The sequence below is a fragment of the Aeromonas sp. FDAARGOS 1403 genome, assembly GCF_019047325.1.
Taxonomy (GTDB): Bacteria; Pseudomonadota; Gammaproteobacteria; order Enterobacterales; family Aeromonadaceae; genus Aeromonas; species Aeromonas dhakensis.
On record NZ_CP077249.1, the window covers coordinates 3,544,758 to 3,562,699 of the forward strand.

General features: G+C 63.9%; 13 protein-coding genes and 1 tRNA gene. 10 read left to right on the forward strand and 4 right to left on the reverse strand.

Going from position 1 to position 17,942, the window contains the following annotated elements; translation table 11 throughout:
* The first annotated feature begins 49 nt into the window (after window positions 1-49).
* The 6 genes from I6L33_RS16515 (at window position 50) to I6L33_RS16540 (ending at window position 7,557) form a co-directional block, all read left to right on the forward strand.
* Window positions 50-125: transfer RNA gene (locus tag I6L33_RS16515), tRNA-Asn, on the forward strand.
* A gap of 774 nt (window positions 126-899) precedes the next feature.
* A complete protein-coding gene (locus tag I6L33_RS16520) occupies window positions 900-2,585 on the forward strand; it encodes an aspartate:alanine antiporter (protein ID WP_010634129.1) in 1,686 nt (561 codons plus the stop codon).
* A gap of 196 nt (window positions 2,586-2,781) precedes the next feature.
* A complete protein-coding gene (locus I6L33_RS16525) occupies window positions 2,782-4,299 on the forward strand; it encodes a lytic transglycosylase F (RefSeq protein ID WP_216972945.1) in 1,518 nt (505 codons plus the stop codon).
* Between the two features lie 231 nt (window positions 4,300-4,530).
* The gene (locus tag I6L33_RS16530; protein ID WP_005300332.1) at window positions 4,531-5,496 is read left to right on the forward strand and encodes a tripartite tricarboxylate transporter substrate binding protein; all 966 of its coding nucleotides are present in this window, start codon (window positions 4,531-4,533) and stop codon (window positions 5,494-5,496) included.
* Between the two features lie 57 nt (window positions 5,497-5,553).
* On the forward strand, window positions 5,554-6,015 hold the full coding sequence (locus tag I6L33_RS16535) for a tripartite tricarboxylate transporter TctB family protein (protein WP_216972946.1): 462 nt from the start codon (window positions 5,554-5,556) through the stop codon (window positions 6,013-6,015).
* A gap of 9 nt (window positions 6,016-6,024) precedes the next feature.
* Window positions 6,025-7,557 (forward strand): tripartite tricarboxylate transporter permease, encoded by a 1,533-nt coding sequence (locus I6L33_RS16540; RefSeq protein ID WP_216972947.1) that lies wholly within the window; start codon window positions 6,025-6,027, stop codon window positions 7,555-7,557.
* A 78-nt stretch (window positions 7,558-7,635) separates the two neighbouring features.
* Here I6L33_RS16540 and I6L33_RS16545 read toward each other — a convergent pair whose 3' ends face one another.
* The 4 genes from I6L33_RS16545 to I6L33_RS16560 all read right to left on the reverse strand — a co-directional run bounded on the left by I6L33_RS16545 (window position 7,636) and on the right by I6L33_RS16560 (window position 12,891).
* Window positions 7,636-8,301: a response regulator gene (locus tag I6L33_RS16545; RefSeq protein WP_216972948.1), complete on the reverse strand. Its 666-nt coding sequence runs from the start codon at window positions 8,299-8,301 to the stop codon at window positions 7,636-7,638.
* Window positions 8,302-9,885 carry a sensor histidine kinase gene (locus I6L33_RS16550; RefSeq protein WP_216972949.1) on the reverse strand — a complete coding sequence of 528 codons (1,584 nt, stop codon included), beginning with the start codon at window positions 9,883-9,885 and terminating at the stop codon, window positions 8,302-8,304.
* A complete protein-coding gene (locus I6L33_RS16555; protein WP_005300317.1) occupies window positions 9,882-11,093 on the reverse strand; it encodes an ROK family transcriptional regulator in 1,212 nt (403 codons plus the stop codon). The genes I6L33_RS16550 and I6L33_RS16555 overlap by 4 nt, the downstream gene beginning before the upstream one ends.
* 130 nt (window positions 11,094-11,223) lie before the next feature.
* The gene (locus tag I6L33_RS16560) at window positions 11,224-12,891 is read right to left on the reverse strand and encodes a methyl-accepting chemotaxis protein (RefSeq protein WP_005300314.1); all 1,668 of its coding nucleotides are present in this window, start codon (window positions 12,889-12,891) and stop codon (window positions 11,224-11,226) included.
* A gap of 131 nt (window positions 12,892-13,022) precedes the next feature.
* On the opposite strand from I6L33_RS16560, the gene I6L33_RS16565 reads away from it, so the two are divergent.
* From I6L33_RS16565 to glpC, 4 genes are all read left to right on the forward strand, one after another.
* Window positions 13,023-13,478, forward strand: a complete 456-nt coding sequence (locus I6L33_RS16565; RefSeq protein WP_080629053.1) for a YchJ family protein — start codon at window positions 13,023-13,025, stop codon at window positions 13,476-13,478.
* A gap of 186 nt (window positions 13,479-13,664) precedes the next feature.
* Window positions 13,665-15,344: an anaerobic glycerol-3-phosphate dehydrogenase subunit A gene (gene glpA / locus I6L33_RS16570; RefSeq protein WP_216972950.1), complete on the forward strand. Its 1,680-nt coding sequence runs from the start codon at window positions 13,665-13,667 to the stop codon at window positions 15,342-15,344.
* The gene (gene glpB, locus I6L33_RS16575; protein WP_216972951.1) at window positions 15,334-16,614 is read left to right on the forward strand and encodes a glycerol-3-phosphate dehydrogenase subunit GlpB; all 1,281 of its coding nucleotides are present in this window, start codon (window positions 15,334-15,336) and stop codon (window positions 16,612-16,614) included. Before glpA ends, glpB begins: the two co-directional genes overlap by 11 nt.
* 51 nt (window positions 16,615-16,665) lie before the next feature.
* On the forward strand, window positions 16,666-17,868 hold the full coding sequence (gene glpC, locus I6L33_RS16580; RefSeq protein WP_216972952.1) for an anaerobic glycerol-3-phosphate dehydrogenase subunit GlpC: 1,203 nt from the start codon (window positions 16,666-16,668) through the stop codon (window positions 17,866-17,868).
* Window positions 17,869-17,942 lie beyond the last annotated feature (74 nt).

A 17,942-nucleotide genomic window follows, 5' to 3' on the forward strand; every position in this document is an offset into this window, starting at 1 on the left:
ATTGACCTCGAAATGCGACCTCTGTATGATGCTCCTCCTTGCCTGATGTTCCCCCGTAGTTCAGTCGGTAGAACGGCGGACTGTTAATCCGTATGTCACTGGTTCAAGTCCAGTCGGGGGAGCCATTTCCTCACCATCTCGGTGCAAGTTATCCACTTTAGTGCTTTCCTCTACCATTTTTAATGCACAAGCCGCACCCTGCGGTGACCTCTCCCTTTTTCTCCCCCATCCGCCTCGACAGCGTTTTGTTCTGCTGCGCGTAACTATTTGATTTTTATAGAAACAATCTTTGTCCGGTATTTTTTGAACAGCCCTTGCAGCCCAGTATTGGCGCGGGCTACAGCCTGATCACCAAGTTTCATGAACAGGGTTATCCACAGTTTCTGTGGGTAAGTAGGCCAAAGCCAATGACGGCCTAGGCTGGCAGGCCATTGCCGGCAAGACTGGCACGTTTGACTCGCCAACCTCATTTTCTGCTGTTTTTGCCGCGCCCCCCGAATGGGTCTCCAGTGCACCCATCAGATGCTTTTTACAGATATCTTTTAGCCATCCCGCCACAGATGGGTCACCCTGCACGGGCGGGCCGCGACCAACCGCCAGACTCATCCCATGCCCATCAGTCAAAAATGCTGCCAGTGAGCCAAATCGACCGACCAAACAGCAGAGCGTAAAATTTCAAGCGACCCCCAAAGACGAGGATCACAGATAGCAGGAATCACTAATTGACAGCGGGGCTGGCAGAGGGAAATAGAGGTCATTGCCGCAGGTGCCCCCCAGTTACCCTCATGACCCCGAGGGCGGTGGCGGGTTAGTACCGATTAATGCGCCTTTGACGCTTCTTTATTGGTGAGGGATCCGGCACAATGTCGGCCCCACTTTTTTCCTCGGTTTTTCCGGGCATGACCATAGATTTCGTGACACTGCTACATCAAAGCGACTCCCTGCTGCTGTTCGTGGTACTGGCCTTCGGCCTGCTGCTCGGCAAAGTCAGGGTCGGCAACTTCCAGATAGGCAACACCATAGGCGTGTTGTTCACCGCCCTGCTGTTCGGCCAGATGGGCTTCGAATTCAGCACCACCACGGAGAACGTCGGCTTCATGCTGTTCATCTTCTGCGTGGGGATCGAAGCGGGGCCGCACTTCTTCAGCGTCTTCCTGCGCGACGGCATCCACTACATCACCCTGACCCTGGTGATCCTGCTGACCGCCCTCTTCCTTACCGTGGGACTGGCCAAGTTCTTCAACCTGGGGCCGGGCATGGCCGCCGGCATCCTGGCCGGTTCGCTCACCTCGACCCCGGCGCTGGTGGGGGCCCAGGATGCCCTGCGCAGCGGCCTGCTCAACCTCCCCCATCAGACCGACATGCAGTCGGTGCTCGACAACATGGGCATCGGCTATGCACTGACTTATCTGGTGGGACTGGTGGGCCTGATGATGGTGGTGCGCTACCTCCCCTCGCTGGCACGGCTCGACCTCAACACCGAGGCGCAGAAGATCGCCCGCGAGCGCGGTCTCTCCGACAACGAGAGCCGCAAGACCTACCTGCCCATCATCCGCGCCTACCGGGTCGGCCCCGAGCTGGCGGCCTGGATCGGTGGTCGTACCCTGCGCGAGACCGGCATCTATCCTCACACCGGCTGCTACGTGGAGCGGATCCGCCGCAACGGCATCCTGGCGAGTCCTGATGGTGACGCCGTCATCCAGGAAGGGGACGAGATCGCCCTGGTGGGCTACCCCGAGAGTCACGAGAAGCTCGACGTCAACTACCGCAACGGCAAGGAGGTGTTCGACCGCAACCTGCTTGACCTGCAGATCGTCACCGAAGAGATAGTGGTGAAGAACGACGCCGTGGTGGGCCGCCACCTGGTGGAGCTCAACCTCACCGAGAAGGGCTGCTTCCTCAATCGGGTGGTGCGCTCCCAGATCGAGATGCCGTTCGATCGCAACATCATGCTGCAAAAGGGCGACGTGCTGCAGATCAGCGGCGAGAAGCAGCGGGTCAAGCTGCTGGCCAACAAGATCGGCTTCATCAGCATTCACAGCCAGACCACGGATCTGGTGGCCTTCACCACCTTCTTCGTGCTGGGCCTGCTGATTGGCTCCGTCTCCCTGGTGTTCGGCCAGCTGGAGTTTGGCCTCGGCAACGCCGTCGGCCTGCTGCTGGCGGGGATCCTGATGGGCTACCTGCGCGCCAACCACCCCACTGTGGGTTATGTGCCGCCGGGCGCCCTGCGTCTGGCCAAGGATCTCGGCCTGGCGGTGTTCATGGTGAGCACCGGCCTCAAGGCAGGGGGCGGCATCCTAGATCACCTGAGCGAAGTGGGGATGGTGGTGCTCTTCTCCGGCATGCTGGTGACCACCTTGCCGGTGCTGGTGGGCTACCTGTTCGGTGTCTGGGTGCTGAAGATGAACCCGGCCCTGCTGCTCGGCGCCATCACCGGGGCCCGTACCTGCGCCCCGGCCATGGACGTGGTGAACGAGGCTGCCAACAGCTCCATCCCGGCGCTCGGCTATGCCGGCACCTATGCGGTGGCCAACGTCATGCTGACCCTGGCAGGCTCCTTCATCATCGGCTTCTGGTTCTAGCGCCGACCAAGTGTCGTCAAAGGGGAGCCACTGAGGCTCCCCTTTTTATTCTCTGCTCTGTTCCTCACTTCCCCGCTGCCTGCCCCCTCATCGGATAGGGCCTATGGTGCTATCCACCCCCCGCCGAGCAAACCCAATGAGCTAAAGCGCCCGCCCCATGCCGCTTACACTCAATGAAACAGACGAGGGCAGTATCATGACGCGGTTATGGATCCTCCTCCTGTGCGGACTGCTGTGCGGCCCGCTGCAGGCCGCAACGCCAGCGCAGGCCGACGCCGAGCCGGCCGCACTGACGTTCAACAGCGACCAGCTGGCCCAGCCCCAGCTTGGCGATCTCGATGCCATGCTGGCACGGCGCTCCATCCGGGTGCTCACCACCTACAACAAGACAGGTTACTTCATCGACAAGGGGATACAGCGGGGCGTCACCTACGACGCCTTCATGCTGCTGGAGAAGCGGCTCAACGAACAGCTGCGCAAGCAAAAGAACCTCAAGCGCCATCTCAAGCTGCACCTGATCTTCATCCCGGTGGCGCGCGAGGCCCTGCTGGATGCCCTCATCGCGGGCAAGGGTGACATCGCCGCCGCCAACCTCACCATCACGGACAAGCGCAAGGAGCAGGGCGTGGCATTCACCGCTCCCCTGCTCGACAACGTGCGGGAGCTGCTTATCTCCGGCCCCCTCTCCCCCAAGGTGGAAAGTACCGCCGACCTGGCCGGTCAGCACATCTACGTGCGCCCCTCCTCCAGCTACTTCGAGAGCCTCATGGCCTACAACCAGGCGCGCAAGGCGGCGGGAGAGCCGCTCATCGACATTCAGCCGGCCCCCGAGGCACTGGAGGATGAAGATCTGGTGGAGATGGTCAACGCCGGCCTGCTCCCTTTCATCGTCATGGACGAGCACAAGGCGCGCTTCTGGCGGAAAATCTTTCCCGCCATCCGGATCCATGAACAGCCGGTGTTCCGGCAAGGGGGCGTCATCGCCTGGGCGGTGCGCAAGGAGAGCCCGCAACTGCTGGCCATGCTCAACGAACAGATCAAGGCGCTGCGCGGCAAGGCCACCGGGGACGAGCTCCTCGCCCGCTATCTCAAGCAGAACAAGTTCGTCAAAAGCGCCGCCGCCGAGGCCGAGCGCAAGAAGTTTCTGCAGGTGGTGGATCTGTTTCGCGCGTATGGCGAGAAATACGAGGTGGACTGGCTGCTGATGGCAGCCCAGGGTTACCAGGAGTCGGCCCTCAACCATCAGGCGCGCAGCCACGTCGGCGCCATCGGCATCATGCAGATCATGCCCGCCACCGGCAAGGGCCTGAAGGTGGGCGACATCCGCCAGCTTGAGCCCAATATCCATGGCGGCGTCAAATACATGCGCTGGATGATCGACCACTACTATGCGGACGAGCCCATGACCGCCCTCGACAAGGCGCTCTTCTCGTTCGCCTCCTACAATGCCGGTCCCGCCCGGGTGGCACGGCTGCGCACCGAGGCCAAGAAACGAGGACTGGATCCCAACGTCTGGTTTCACAACGTCGAGTACGTGGCGGCGGAGAAGATAGGGCCCGAGACCGTGACCTACGTGGGCAACATCTACAAGTACTACATCGCCTACAAGCTGGTAGTGGAGCAGTTGCAGCGCAAGCAGCAGGCGAGCGAGGCCCTCAAGCAGCAGGGAGCCAGCGGCGACCAGGTCTCCGCCGCCCCCGCATCACAGGGATAAGTCAGCCCCCTCTTTCGCGAGGCTCCCCTTCTGACGGGGAACCTCGCGCCTTTTCAGCCGGAGGCGCAGTGCAACCTGCCCCCTTCCGGCCTGCCATGAGCGAGCAGTACTCCCTGTCGTGACCAGAATGAACAAAATGGCCACAACAGCCTTAATAGCCATTACGGTCAGATTGTTTTCCAGCCAGACATGATTAATTAACCTTCCTGCAACAATCACAAGGAGAGCACCATGTTGCAAGGAACCTTCAAGCGCACCCTGATCGGTAGCCTGCTCGCACTGAGCTTCGGCGCCCACGCCCAGATCAACGAAGTCCACTTCCTGATCCCGGGTGGCGCCGGCGGCGGCTGGGATACCACGGCCCGCGGCACCGGTGAAGTGCTGGCCAAGTCCGGTCTGGTCAAGACCGTCTCCTATCAGAACATGTCCGCCGGTGGCGGCGCCAAGGCCATCGCCCACCTCATCGAGACCTCGGCCCAGTCCGACAAGACTCTGATGGTCAACTCCACCCCCATCATCGTCAAATCCCTCTCCAAGGAGCTGCCCCAGTCCTTCCGTGATCTGACCCCGGTGGCCGCCATCATCGCCGACTACCAGGCGCTGGCGGTCAAGGCGGACTCCCCTTATCAGAACTGGGCCCAGCTGCTGGCCGCCTACGAGGAGAACCCGGCCAAGGTGAAGATCGCCGGTGGCTCGGCCCGTGGCAGCCTGGATCACCTGGTCGCCGCCCTGACCTTCAAGAACGCCGGTGCCGACGCCAGCAAGCTGCGCTACGTCGCCTACGATGCCGGCGGCAGCGCCATGGCCGCCGTGCTGGCCGGGGAGACCCAGGCCATCTCCACCGGCTTTGGCGAGGCGATGGAAGCGGTCAAGTCGGGCCAGATGCGGATCCTCGGGGTCACCTCGGACAAGCGCCTGCCAGGGGCGGAGCAGATCCCCACCTTCAGCGAGCAGAACAACCCCACCGTCTTCGCCAACTGGCGCGGTTACTTCGCCTCCCCCACCATCAGCCCGGAAAAGTCCGCCGAGTTTGCCGCCCTGCTCAAGCAGATGTACGACAAGCCGGAGTGGGAAGTGGTCCGCAGCCGCAACAGCTGGACCAACCTCTACAAGTCCGGTCCCGAGTTCACCGCCTTCCTCGACGGCCAGGAACAGCAGATCGGCGGCCTGATGCGCGAGCTCGGCTTCATCAAGTAACCCTCGTTGTCACATCGCAGGCGGGCGCAGGCCCGCCGCTCATGTTGGAGTCAAGAGATGAACATCACCAAGGAGCGACTGGGGGGCCTGCTGTTTCTGCTGCTCTCCCTCGCCTATGGCTATTACGCCACCGAGATACCGGGCTACCCCGGCGACGAATACGAACCCTTCACCGCCAGTACCCTGCCCTATGCCCTGGCCGGGATCGGGGCGCTGCTCTCCCTGCTGCTGGTGCTCTTTCCCGGGGGCGAGCCCCTGCGCCGGGAGGAAGGGGACTGGCGCCGGGTCTTCATCCTGCTCGGGCTCATGGTCGTCTATGGCCTGGGGCTGACCTGGTTTGGCTTCGTGCTCTCCACCATCGCCTTCCTGAGCGTGGGCATCCGGGTGCTCGGTGAGCCCAGCCTGCGCTACGGCCTGATGATCAGCGTCCCCTTCTCCCTCGGTTTCTGGGCCCTGCTCACCAAGGGGCTCAACGTCTATCTGGAGCCGGGTCGTCTGTTCACCCTGCTCGGTTTCTAAGGAGTCACCATGTTAGACGGAATCTTGCAAGGACTCGGCACCGCGCTGCTGCCGGTCAACCTGATGATGGTGGTGCTGGGCTGCTTCGTCGGCACCTTTATCGGCATGTTGCCGGGCCTGGGTCCGGTCACCGCCATCGCCCTGATGATCCCCATCACCTATGGCCTGGATCCCTCTTCCGGCATCATCCTGATGGCCGGCGTCTATTACGGCGCCATCTTCGGGGGCTCCACCTCCTCCATCCTGATCAACGCCCCCGGCTGCTCCGCCACCGTGGTGACCGCCTTCGACGGCTACCCCCTGGCGTGCAAGGGGCAGGCGGGCAAGGCGCTGGCCATCGCCGCCTACGCCTCCTTCACCGGCGGCACCCTCTCCGCCATCATGCTGATGGTGGCGGCGCCCCTGCTCGCCCAGGTCTCCCTCTCCTTCCAGTCAGCGGACTACTTCGCCCTCATGGTGCTGGGCCTCTCCGCCGTGGCGGCGTTCGCCGGCAAGGGGCAGGTGCTCAAGGCGCTGATCATGGCGCTGTTCGGCATCATGATCTCCACCATCGGCATCGACCGCAGCGTCGGGGTGGACAGGTTCACCTTCGGTCTGCCGGACCTGCGCGACGGCTTCTCCTTCCTGCTGCTGGCCATGGCCACCTTCGCCCTGGCGGAGATCCTGATGGCGGTGCTGCGCCCCGGCAAGGACAACAGCGAGGAAGAGGCCAAACAGATGCAGCAGCTCGGCAGCCTCAAGCTGAGCAAGGAGGAGGTCAAGGAGATAGCCCCTCCCATCGCCCGCTCCTCCGTGCTGGGCTTCCTCATCGGCGTACTGCCGGGGGCCGGCGCCACCATCGCCGCCTTCATGGCCTATGGCGCCGAGCGCAACATCGCCGGCAAGCAGCACCAGGAGCAGTTCGGCAAGGGCAGCCTGCGCGGCCTGGCCGCCCCGGAAGCGGCCAACAACGCCGCCTCCACCGGCTCCTTCGTGCCCCTGCTCACCCTGGGGATCCCGGGCTCGGGCACCACGGCCCTCATCCTGGGCGCCCTGGTGGCCTACGGTATCCAGCCCGGCCCGCGCCTCTTCATGGAGCATCCGGACGTCTTCTGGTCGGTGATCATCTCCATGTACCTGGGCAACGTGGTGCTGTTGATCCTGAACCTCCCCCTCATCCCCTATCTGGCCAGGGTGCTGGCGGTGCCTCGCCCCGTGCTGATCCCCATGGTGCTGCTGTTCTCCCTGACCGGGGTCTATCTGGTCTCCTTCAACACCATGGACATCCACGTGATGACCATAGTGGCGCTCATCGCCATCGGCCTGCGCCTTCTCACCTTCCCCATGGCCCCCATGCTGCTCGGCTTCATCCTGGGGGGCATGCTGGAGGACAACCTGCGCCGCGCCCTGGTGATCAACGACGGCTCCCTGAGCTTCCTGTGGGAGCGGCCCATCACCCTGGTCTTCACGGTGATCACCCTGACCATGCTGCTGCTGCCGCTCTGGCAGTGGTGGCAGGCACGCCGCGCACCGGCTGCCACCCTGCAATCCGAGCCAAGCTGAGTTGGCGGATCTCACACAGCAAAAGAGCGCCGACAGGCGCTCTTTTTATTGGCAAGACAGGATGGGGAGTTACGCCAGTCAGGGCTGGCGATAACGCCGCTCCGGCCGGCCGACGGTGCCGTACTCCAGCTCCGGACTCGCCAGTTGCTGGCCCACCAGAAACTCCAGATAGCGGCGCGCCGTGGTGCGGCTCACCCCGATCCGGTTGCCTATCTCCTCGGCGCTGGCCCCCTGCTGGGTCAAGGCCGCCAGCACCCGCTGCAGGGTGAGGCCGTCTATTCCCTTGGGCAGGCCCTCTGCCGCCACCTGTTGCAGCGGGGAGCCAAACAGGGCATCCACCGCCTGCTGATCGATGTCCGCCAGGGCCGCCAGGGCGGCGCGGCTCTGGCGGTACTTCTCCAGGGTGTCGCGCAGCCGCTCGAACACCACGGGTTTCAAGATGAAGTCCACCACCCCGAGCCGCATCGCCTCCTGCAAGGCACCGGCCTCCCGCGCCGCGGTGAGCAGGATGACGTCCAGACTGGCCCCGGCCTGGCGCAGCTCTCTCAATAGCGAGAACCCCTCTCCATCGGGCAACCAGACATCCAGCAGCACCAGATCGGGCTTGAGGATCCCTATCTGCTCCCTGGCATCGAACAGGGTCAGCGCCACCCCCAGCACCTCGAAACCGGGCAGCCGCTGCACGAAGCGGCGGTGGATCTCGGCGATGGCCGGATCGTCCTCGACGATCAGGATCTTGATCACTCACACCTCCTTGGGAATGTAACAGACGACGCAACTTCCCTGCGCCGTGGCTTCGATGGTGATCTCCCCCTGCAAGGCGTCCAGGGTCTTGCGCACCAGGGAGAGACCGATGCCGTGACCGGGCTCGGGCTTGCTGCTCACCCCCCGCTCGAACAGCCGATCCGCCAGCGCGGGATCGATGCCGCCGGCCCCGTCCTCCACCTCGAGGATGAGATCCTGTCCCAGATCGCTCAGGGAGACCCGGATGGGCTGATAGGGGGCACCGTGCCGGCGGGTCGCCTCGAAGGCATTATCGATGAGGTTGCCGAGCAGGGTCACCAGCTGGGAGCCACTCACGCGCAGGGGAATGTCGTGCAGTCGGGCATCGGGATCGATCACGAGCTCGAGGCCGAGCTCGTGGGCCCTGTGGTATTTGCCGAGCAGCAGGCCGGCCACCTTGGGCTTGGCGATGGCCCCCATCAGGAAGCTGAGCAGGGTCTGCTCGGTGTCCGCCTCCCGCCCGATGAAGGCGAGCGCCTCGCCGGTGGCGCCCAGCTCGATGAGCCCGGCGATGGTGCCGAGCTGGTTGTGGTGCTCGTGGGTCTGCACCCGCAGCAGATCGCTGTAGGCCTGCACCTGGGAGAGCTGGGCACTGAGCTCTTCCAGCTCGTCCTTGCGCCGAAAGCTCGACACCGCGCCGATCAGCTTGCCCTCGCGCACCAGCGGCAGCCGGTTGACGATGAGGGACTGGCCGTTGAGCACAATTTCTTCATCAAACTGGGGGCGCGGATCCTGAATGAGGGAGAGCATGCGGCTCTCCGGCAGCAGCCGGGTAACCGGCTGGCCGATGGCGGCCCGGGCGGTGGTCTCGTCCAGACGCAGCAAGCGGATGCCATTGGGGTTGAGGGAGGTGAGCCGCCCCTGCTCGTCGATGGTGAGGATACCCTCGCGCACGGTGCGTAGGGTGCAGTCGAGTTCGGTGTAGAGACGCCCCATCTGCTCGGGCTCGAAGCCGAGCAGCGCCCGTTTGTAACGGCGGGACAGCCAGGTGGCGGCCAGGCTGTTGAGCAGCACGATGAGCAAGGTCATGGCAAGACCGAAATGCAGAAAGCCCTGCAGATCCGCCTCGATATCCCGCACCAGATAACCGACCGACACCACCCCGATGATCTGACCGAGCTCATCGCGGATGGGGCTCTTGCCACGCACCGAGACCCCGAGGGATCCTTGAGCGCGGGAGATATAGGACTCCCCCTGCAAGGCCCGTTGCGGGTCATCCCCCATCATGGGCTGGCCGATGCGATCCGCATTGGGGTGCACCAGTCGGCGCGCCTCCTTATCGCCAATGACGATGTAGCTGGCGCCCACCTCGGCGCGGATCCGCTCCACCAGCACATTGAGGCGGGCGGTGTCGGCCCGTTTCACCCCGGCGATGACACCGGACTCCCGCGCCACCAGTCGCGCCACGTCGAGGGCCTGATCCCCTACTTCGCGGTAGCGCTGCTCGGACACATAGTAGTAACTGGCCCCGCTCAGCAGCACCAGCTGCAGCAGACTGACCAGACAGAGCATGAGCAGGATGCGTCCTTGCAACCCCAGCCTCATGCCTCCTTGTCGCCTCGCAACAAGTCGAGCAGCAGGCTGCCGTCGCGCAGGGCCTTGTGCACCTGCACCGAGGTGGGTTTGGTGGGATCTTCGTAGAAGTGGGTGGACTCGATCTGCAACCGTACCAGGTACTCGGCCGGCAGTTGGCTGGCCAGCGACTGGTGCAGCATGGGGAACAGCAGCCGATCGGCGCGGGTGATCTCCCCCCCCAGTAGCAGCTTGCCCGGATTGAGCAGACAGATGAGGTTGGAGAGTACCCGGGAAAGCCGCCCCGCCGCCTGATGGAGAATGTCCTGACAGAGGCTGTTGCCCGCCAGCGCCAGCTCGCACAGCTCGCGAATGGTGACGCTCTCGGGCAGATCGTGCTCCTGCATCCGCTCGCGCAGATCCCGGTATTGCGCCTCCAGCGCCTGATTGGTCACCAGGGTGCAGGCACAGCCGAAGCCGCCGCAGTAGCAGCGCTGACCGTAGGGTTCGAGCTGCAGGTGGCTGAGATCGCCGAGCAGCGCGTTCTCGCTCTCGATAAGCTGGCCGTTGACCACCATGCCGACCCCGATGTCGTTGTGCACGAACACCAGCACCGCATCGGCGCAGTTCTTGGCGGCGCCCCACTCACGCTCGGCCTGGATCCAGGTGCGCACGTCGCCGCTCACCAGCACCGGCACCGCGAAGGCCTCCTGCAGGGTCGGGCCGAGCGGCCAGTTTCGCAGATCGTAGAACGGGAAGTGCTTGACCATGCCGGAGTGACGCTCCACCTGCCCGGGCAGGCAAAGGGCGATGCAGGCGAGGCGCAGCGCTTTTTTGGGCAAGAAGCCCTCGATGGCCCGCACCAGGCTGGCCAGCAGGTCGGCGCGCTCCCCTTCGCTGAACACGTGACGATGGCGGGCGAGGGAGCGGCCTGCCAGATCGAACAGGGCCATGTCCACATAACCGCGCCCCAGGCGCATGGAGAGGAACTGGAAGCGGCGCTCGTTGATGCGCAGCAGGGTCTGGCGGCGACCGCGCCCCACCGAGCTCTCGCCGCAGGTGACCACCAGACCGCCGTCCAGCAGCTCGCGGGTGATCTTGGTGATGCTGGCAGGCGAGAGGCCGGTCAGGCGGGAGAGATCGGTACGGGACAGCTCCTTGTGCTCCTCCAGGCTGGCGTAGACCAGGCCATAGTTGAGCTGACGGATCAAATCGATACTGCCTTTCACGATCTCATTCATAGGGTAAGGGGCAACAGCTGACACAGAGGGCGACAATTTTCACACATTATTGATCAATCCCCAAATAAAGTGCGGCCTGAACCGGGGGCCAGGCCGCATCTTGTGAGGGATATCCCCTCTTGTCACCCCATCAGTAGCGGAACTGGGAGACCAGCTTGCGCAGCTTGTCCCCGGTGCTGGCGAGATCGCGGGTGGTGCTGTTGGACTCGACCGCCGCGTCAGTCAGCTCGCTGACGATCTGCTGAATGGCCACCAGGTTCTTGTTGATCTCCTCGGAAACCGCATGCTGCTCCTCGGCGGCGGTGGCGATCTGGATGTTCATGTCGTTGATGGTGCTGACCGCCATCACCATGCTGTCGAGGGAGGTGGCGATGTGGCTCGCCTCCTGCACCGTCTCCTGGCTGCGATCCTCGCTCGCCTGCATCACGTCCACCGCCTGTTTCACCCCGCCCTGCAGACGCTGCAGCATCTCGTTGATCTCCTTGGTGCTCTGCTGGGTGCGGCCGGCCAGCGAACGGACTTCATCCGCCACCACCGCGAAGCCGCGTCCCTGCTCGCCGGCCCGGGCCGCCTCGATGGCCGCGTTGAGCGCCAGCAGGTTGGTCTGCTCGGCAATGCCGCGAATGACCTCCACCACGGATCCTATCTTGGCGGTCTCCTGCGCCAGCTGCTCGATGACGCCGGAGGCGGTGTGCACCTCGCCCACCAGCCGGTTGATGCTGTTGATGGCGGTGCCCACCACGCCGCGGGCGGCATCGGATTCGCGCGCCGCATCGCTGGTAGCGGTGGCGGCGTTGGAGGCGCTGGCCGCCACTTCCTGGGCGGTGGAGCTCATCTCGGTCACCGCGGTAACCACCTGATCCGTCTCCCGGCTGTGGCCGTGCATCTGATGGTCATAGTGCTCGCTCAGGTGGTGCAGCTTCTCCACCGCGCTGAACAGGTGGTTGCTGGTCTCCCCCACCTGGCTCACCACCGACTGGATCCGTGCCACGAAACGGTTGAAGGCGGTGGCCAGCTGACCGATCTCGTCGTGACTCTGTACCTTGAGGCGCTGGGTCAGATCCCCCTCCCCGTCGGCGATGTCGTTGAGGGCCGATACCGCGTCCGCCAGCGGCCGGGTGACCCGGTTGCCGATCACCACAGTGGCGGCCAGGGTCACCCCCAGAATGACCAGAATGAGCAGCACGCTGCTCTGCAGCGAGTCACGCATGTTGCTCTCGCGTACGGTGCGCAGCGCCGCCAGCTCGTTGTCGATGTCGTCGATATAAAAACCGGTGCCGATGATCCACTGGTACTTGTCGAGTACCAGGTTGAAGGAGAGCTTGGGGGCGTCCCGACCGATGGAGGGCTTGGCGGTCCAGTATTCGGAGAAGCCATCCCCCTGGCGCGCCGCCTTGACGATCTCCTGGATCAGCAGCTTGCCCTTGGCATCCTTGTCCTGCCAGCGGTTCTTGCCCTCCATCTCGGGACGGGGCGGCAAGAGTATCGCCGTGCCCTGAAAGTCATAGACGAAGAAGTAGCCGTCGCTGCTGTAGCGAAGCGGACGCAGCATCTCGATCACCTGCTTGCGCACCGCCGGGCTGTCCGGCTGGCTGTAGACGGCATCGATGGCCGTCTTGGCCAGCATCAGATAGCTGCTGAGCAGTTCCTTGCGATCCTTGATCGCATTCTCCCGCGCCACCACCAGATCGGCTTCCAGATCACTCTTTGCAATCATGTAGTTGCTGAGATTGACCACCAGGGCCATCAGGAGCACGGGGACGGCTCCCAACAACAGGATTTTCTGCTTTAGCGTCATCTTTTACATCCTTGCAGCTGTTTTTATGAGTGTTCCGTTCCTACCAGACCAGTATAGGATGCTGGTCGACGGGGACTCGCTTTCGCTACAATCCTCGCCCTCTATCTCTATCGACTCAGATGGCCAGTCACATGAACAAATGCCCTTGCGGTTCAACTCTTTCTCTCGATTTGTGCTGTGGATCACTGCACCAGGGGGCCGCCCCCCAGACCCCGGAGCAGCTGATGCGCTCGCGCTACAGCGCCTTCGTGCTGGGACTGGGGGAGTATCTGGTACACAGCTGGCACCCTGACTATCTGAACGGGCTGACTGCGGAGCAGCTCTCCCAGACCGACACCCAATGGGACGGGCTCGAGATCCTCGCCAGCCAGGGCGGCCCCGCTGACACCCTTGGCATGGTGGAGTTCAAGGCCTGGTTCATGGAGGGTGAAGAGCGCCACTGCCTCCATGAGCGATCCCGTTTCGTGCGCCATCAGGGGCGCTGGGTCTATACCGATGGCGAACAGGATCCGGCACCGCTGCGGGTGGGGCGCAACGACCCCTGTCCCTGTGGCAGCGGCAAGAAGTTCAAGAAGTGCTGCGGCTGAATGCCATGTTGACAGAGGGGGCCCAGCGGCCCCCTCTACTGTTATTAGAGTGTGACAACAATCACGATTTGCTCATTAACACCCCCACCAATGAGCGTTTGCGAACATTAACTTGGCCCATATCAAACATTTCTGCCCAGAGACAGGCCACACTGGCACCATCTGGAAGAGATGAGACGGGCAAGAATGAAAAGAATAACCACACAAGTCGTCATCATAGGGGGTGGCGCCACCGGAGCCGGCATCATGCGCGATTGCGCACTGCGCGGCATCGACTGCATCCTGCTTGAGCGGGACGATATCGCCGCCGGCACCACGGGCCGCAACCATGGCCTGCTTCACTCCGGCGCCCGCTACGCGGTGACGGATCAGGAGTCCGCCCGCGAGTGCATTCAGGAGAACCGCATCCTCAAGCGGATCGCCAGCCACTGCGTCGAGGACACCGGCGGCCTCTTCATCACCCTGCCGGAAGATGACATCCATTTTCAAACTACCTTCATGGACGCCTGCGTCCTGGCGGGCATCGACGCCCGCCAGCTGGATCCCGCCGATGCGCTGCGCCTCGAACCCAACGTCAACCCGGCGCTGATCGGCGCCATCCAGGTGCCGGACGGCACGGTCGACCCCTTCCGCCTGGCCGCCGCCAACGTACTGGATGCCAAGGAGCACGGCGCCCGCATCTTCACCCACAGCAAGGTGCTGGGGCTGCTGCGCACCCAGGATCGGGTGCACGGGGTCAAGGCCATCAACACCCGCACCGGTGAAGCGTTCGAGGTGGAGTGTCAGGAGGTGATCAACGCCGCCGGCATCTGGGGCCAGCAGATCTGCGAGTACGCCGATCTCGGCATCCGCATGTTCCCGGCCAAGGGCTCCCTGCTCATCATGGATTACCGCATCAACCAGCTGGTGCTCAACCGCTGCCGCAAACCGGCGGATGCGGACATCCTGGTGCCGGGCGATACCATCTCCCTCATCGGCACCACCTCGAGCCGCATCGATTACCACAAGATTGACCAGCTCACCGTCGAGCCCGAAGAGGTGGAGGTGCTGCTGCGCGAGGGGATAAAACTGGCCCCCATCATGGCCCGCACCCGATTGCTGCGCGCCTATGCCGGGGTTCGCCCGCTGGTGGCGGTGGATGGCGACGAGTCGGGCCGCAACATCAGCCGCGGCATAGTGCTGCTGGATCACGCCGAGCGGGACGGCCTGCAGGGCTTCAACACCATCACCGGCGGCAAGCTGATGACCTACCGGCTGATGGCCGAATGGGCCACCGATCTGCTGGCCAAGAAACTCGGCAACAGCAAGCCGTGCCGCACCGCCGAGCTGAGCCTGCCCGGCTCGCGGGATCCGGAGAAGGTCTCCGCCCCCGGTCTCTCGGTGCCGGCTGAAGGCTCGGCCCAGTACCGTCACGGCGAGCGGGTCATCGCCTTTTTCCGCGACAATCCCAAGGCCAACGCCCTCATCTGCGAGTGCGAGATGGTGACCGCGGGTGAAATCGAATACGCCCTGCGCGAGCTCGATGTGGACAACCTGGTGGATCTGCGCCGCCGTACTCGCCTCGGCATGGGCCCCTGTCAGGGGGAGCTGTGTGCCTATCGCGCCGCCGGCCTGATGCAGGAATACGGCAAGGCCGACGGCCGCCAAGCCTGCGTCATGCTGCGCCAGTTCCTGGAAGAGCGCTACAAGGGCACCCGCCCCGTGCTGTGGGGCGATGCCCTGCGCGAGGCCGAATTTACCTACTGGATCTACGAGGGGCTGTTCGGCCTTGGCGAGTGGACGGCCCCCCATCTGGTGGCCGAGCCCCCCTTCCCGCAGGACGCCAGCACCGCCAATCCCACCAAGGAGCGCAGCCATGAAATTTGACAGCATCGTTATCGGCGGCGGCATGGCAGGCCTCTCCGCGGCCCTGCGCCTAGCCGAGGCCGGCCAGAAGACCCTGCTGATGGCCTCCGGCCAGAGCGCCCTCCACTTCTCCTCCGGCTCGGTGGATCTGCTGGAGAGCGAGGGAGATCCCCGCACCGCCCTGCCCGCCTTCATGGCCGCCAACCCCGAGCACCCCTACAGCAAGGTGGGGCTGACCCATATCGCGGCCAGCCTCGATGATCTGCAACGTCACTGCGCCGCCCAGGGCTTGCCGCTGTTTCGCCAGGAGCGCAACCACCAGCGGCTGACCCCCATCGGCACCCTCAAAGCCACCTGGCTCTCCCCCGACACCTGTGCCTGCGTGACCGATGCACCGGCCCCCGACGCCATCCTGCTGGCCACCCTGGAGGGATTTCGCGACTTTCACCCCGAGCTCGCGGCCGCCAACTTGGCGACCCATGCGCGCTTCGCCCACTGCCGCATCCTGACCGGGGAAATTCGGCTGCCCCAGCTGGCCGAGTTCAGCCGCAATCCCCACGAGTTTCGCTCCGCCGACATCGCCCGCCTGTTTGACAAGCAGGGCAATGGCCAGCATGACCTGCTGACGGATCTGGCCCGCGAGATCAGCCGCATGGTGCAGGAGAGCGGCGAGCCGCGATGCCGCCACCTGGTGCTGCCCGCCTGCCTGTCACTGGGGCTGGTCGGCCCGCGCCTGACGGAGCTGGAGCAGCGCACCGGCTGCATCATCAAGGAGGTGGCCACCATGCCGCCGTCACTCATAGGCATGCGGATGCAGGAAGCCCTCAAGCGCCGCTTCATGGCCCTTGGCGGCACCTTCCTCACCAGCGAGCGGGTGCTGGGCGCCCGTTACGACGGCGATCGGGTCATCGGCGTGCACAGCCAGAATGGCGACGATCAACTCTTTGAAGCGGATAACTTTGTACTCGCCTCCGGCAGCTTCTTCAGCCGCGGGCTGGAGTCGCGCCTGCGCGGCATTCGCGAGCCCATCTTCAACGCCGATGTGCTGAGCCTGCCGGAGCGCGACTCCTGGGCCGGCCGCCGACTGTTTGACCACCACCCCTTCATGGGCTTCGGGGTCAAGACCGACGACAAGCTCAGAGTGCTGCGTGGCGGCAAACCGCTCGCCAACCTCTATGGCGCCGGCAGCGTGCTGGCGCACTATGACCCCATAAAAGAAGGGTCAGGGTCAGGCGTGGCCGTTGCCACCGGCTGGCAGGCTGCCGGTCACATTTTGAGTTCAGCCCAATGATGATTTCGACCCATATCCCGTGCCTTCACACCCAACGGGAGGAGAACTGACATGCTACTGGATCATGCCAACCAAACCTTCGATCAGTGCATCAAATGCACCGTCTGTACCGCCTACTGCCCGGTGGCCAAGGCCAACCCGGCCTACCCAGGCCCCAAGCAGGCGGGCCCGGATGGGGAGCGGCTGCGCATCAAGAGCCCGGAGCTCTTTGACAGCGCCCTCAAGTACTGCACCAACTGCAAGCGCTGCGAAGTGGCCTGCCCGAGCGGGGTGCGCATCGGCGACATCATCGCCAAGGCCAAACACCAGTACAGCGGCTTCAAACCGGGGATCCGCGAGTTCGTACTCTCCCACACCGACCTGATGGGCAGCATGTCCACCCTGATGGCCCCGGTGGTCAACTTCACCACCGGCCTCAAGCCGATGAAGCTGGTGCTGGACAAGGCGCTGGGGGTCTCCTCCCACCGCGACCTGCCCAAATACTCCCAGGGCACCTTCCGCGGCTGGTACAAAAAGCAGAAAGCGACTCAGGCCCGCTTTGCGCGTCAAATCGCCTACTTCCACGGCTGCTACGTCAACTACAACCACCCGCAGCTCGGCAAGGAGCTGGTGCAGGTGCTCAACGCCATGAACATCGGCGTCCAGTTGCTGGAGCGGGAGAAGTGCTGCGGCGTGCCGTTGATTGCCAACGGCTTCATGGACAAGGCCAAGCAGCAGGCTGCCTTCAACATCCAGCAGCTGGAGAACACCCTGCTCGGCAACGAGATGCCGCTACTGGCCACCTCCTCCACCTGCGGCTTCACCCTGCGCGACGAATATCCCCACCTGCTGGAGCAGGACAACCACAAGGTGCGCGATCGCATCTCGCTGGTGACCCGCTTCCTGTGGAACGAGTTCTACCAGGGCAACAAGCCGGCGATGAAGCCGCTCAATCTGCACATCGCCTACCACACCCCCTGCCACATGGAGAAGATGGGGGGCGTCATCTATACCCTGGAGCTGCTGCGCGCCATCCCCGGCGTCAAGGTGACCGTGCTGGACTCCCAGTGCTGCGGCATCGCCGGCACCTACGGCTTCAAGTCGGAGAACTACCAGACCAGTCAGGCCATCGGCGAGGGGCTGTTTGATCAGATAAACCGGCTCAAGCCCGATCTGGTCATCACCGACTGCGAAACCTGCAAATGGCAGATCGAGATGAGCACAGCGTTCCGCTGCGAACACCCCATCCACCTGCTGGCCCAGGCCCTGGCCTGATCCCCTTGCAACGCTCGGCAAAGAGGCCGACAAGCAAACACCAGATGGAAAAAGAGCCGGCAATTGCCGGCTCT

What these genes read in the sequence shown, in the direction of transcription:
- glpA (WP_216972950.1), top strand. Translation starts at nt 13,665, where the DNA reads ATGAAAAGAATAACCACACAAGTCGTCATCATAGGGGGTGGCGCCACC.
- I6L33_RS16550 (WP_216972949.1), bottom strand. Translation starts at nt 9,885, where the DNA reads ATGAGGCTGGGGTTGCAAGGACGCATCCTGCTCATGCTCTGTCTGGTC.
- glpC (WP_216972952.1), top strand. Translation starts at nt 16,666, where the DNA reads ATGCTACTGGATCATGCCAACCAAACCTTCGATCAGTGCATCAAATGC.
- I6L33_RS16525 (WP_216972945.1), top strand. Translation starts at nt 2,782, where the DNA reads ATGACGCGGTTATGGATCCTCCTCCTGTGCGGACTGCTGTGCGGCCCG.
- glpB (WP_216972951.1), top strand. Translation starts at nt 15,334, where the DNA reads ATGAAATTTGACAGCATCGTTATCGGCGGCGGCATGGCAGGCCTCTCC.
- I6L33_RS16540 (WP_216972947.1), top strand. Translation starts at nt 6,025, where the DNA reads ATGTTAGACGGAATCTTGCAAGGACTCGGCACCGCGCTGCTGCCGGTC.
- I6L33_RS16530 (WP_005300332.1), top strand. Translation starts at nt 4,531, where the DNA reads ATGTTGCAAGGAACCTTCAAGCGCACCCTGATCGGTAGCCTGCTCGCA.
- I6L33_RS16560 (WP_005300314.1), bottom strand. Translation starts at nt 12,891, where the DNA reads ATGACGCTAAAGCAGAAAATCCTGTTGTTGGGAGCCGTCCCCGTGCTC.
- I6L33_RS16555 (WP_005300317.1), bottom strand. Translation starts at nt 11,093, where the DNA reads ATGAATGAGATCGTGAAAGGCAGTATCGATTTGATCCGTCAGCTCAAC.
- I6L33_RS16565 (WP_080629053.1), top strand. Translation starts at nt 13,023, where the DNA reads ATGAACAAATGCCCTTGCGGTTCAACTCTTTCTCTCGATTTGTGCTGT.
- I6L33_RS16535 (WP_216972946.1), top strand. Translation starts at nt 5,554, where the DNA reads ATGAACATCACCAAGGAGCGACTGGGGGGCCTGCTGTTTCTGCTGCTC.
- I6L33_RS16520 (WP_010634129.1), top strand. Translation starts at nt 900, where the DNA reads ATGACCATAGATTTCGTGACACTGCTACATCAAAGCGACTCCCTGCTG.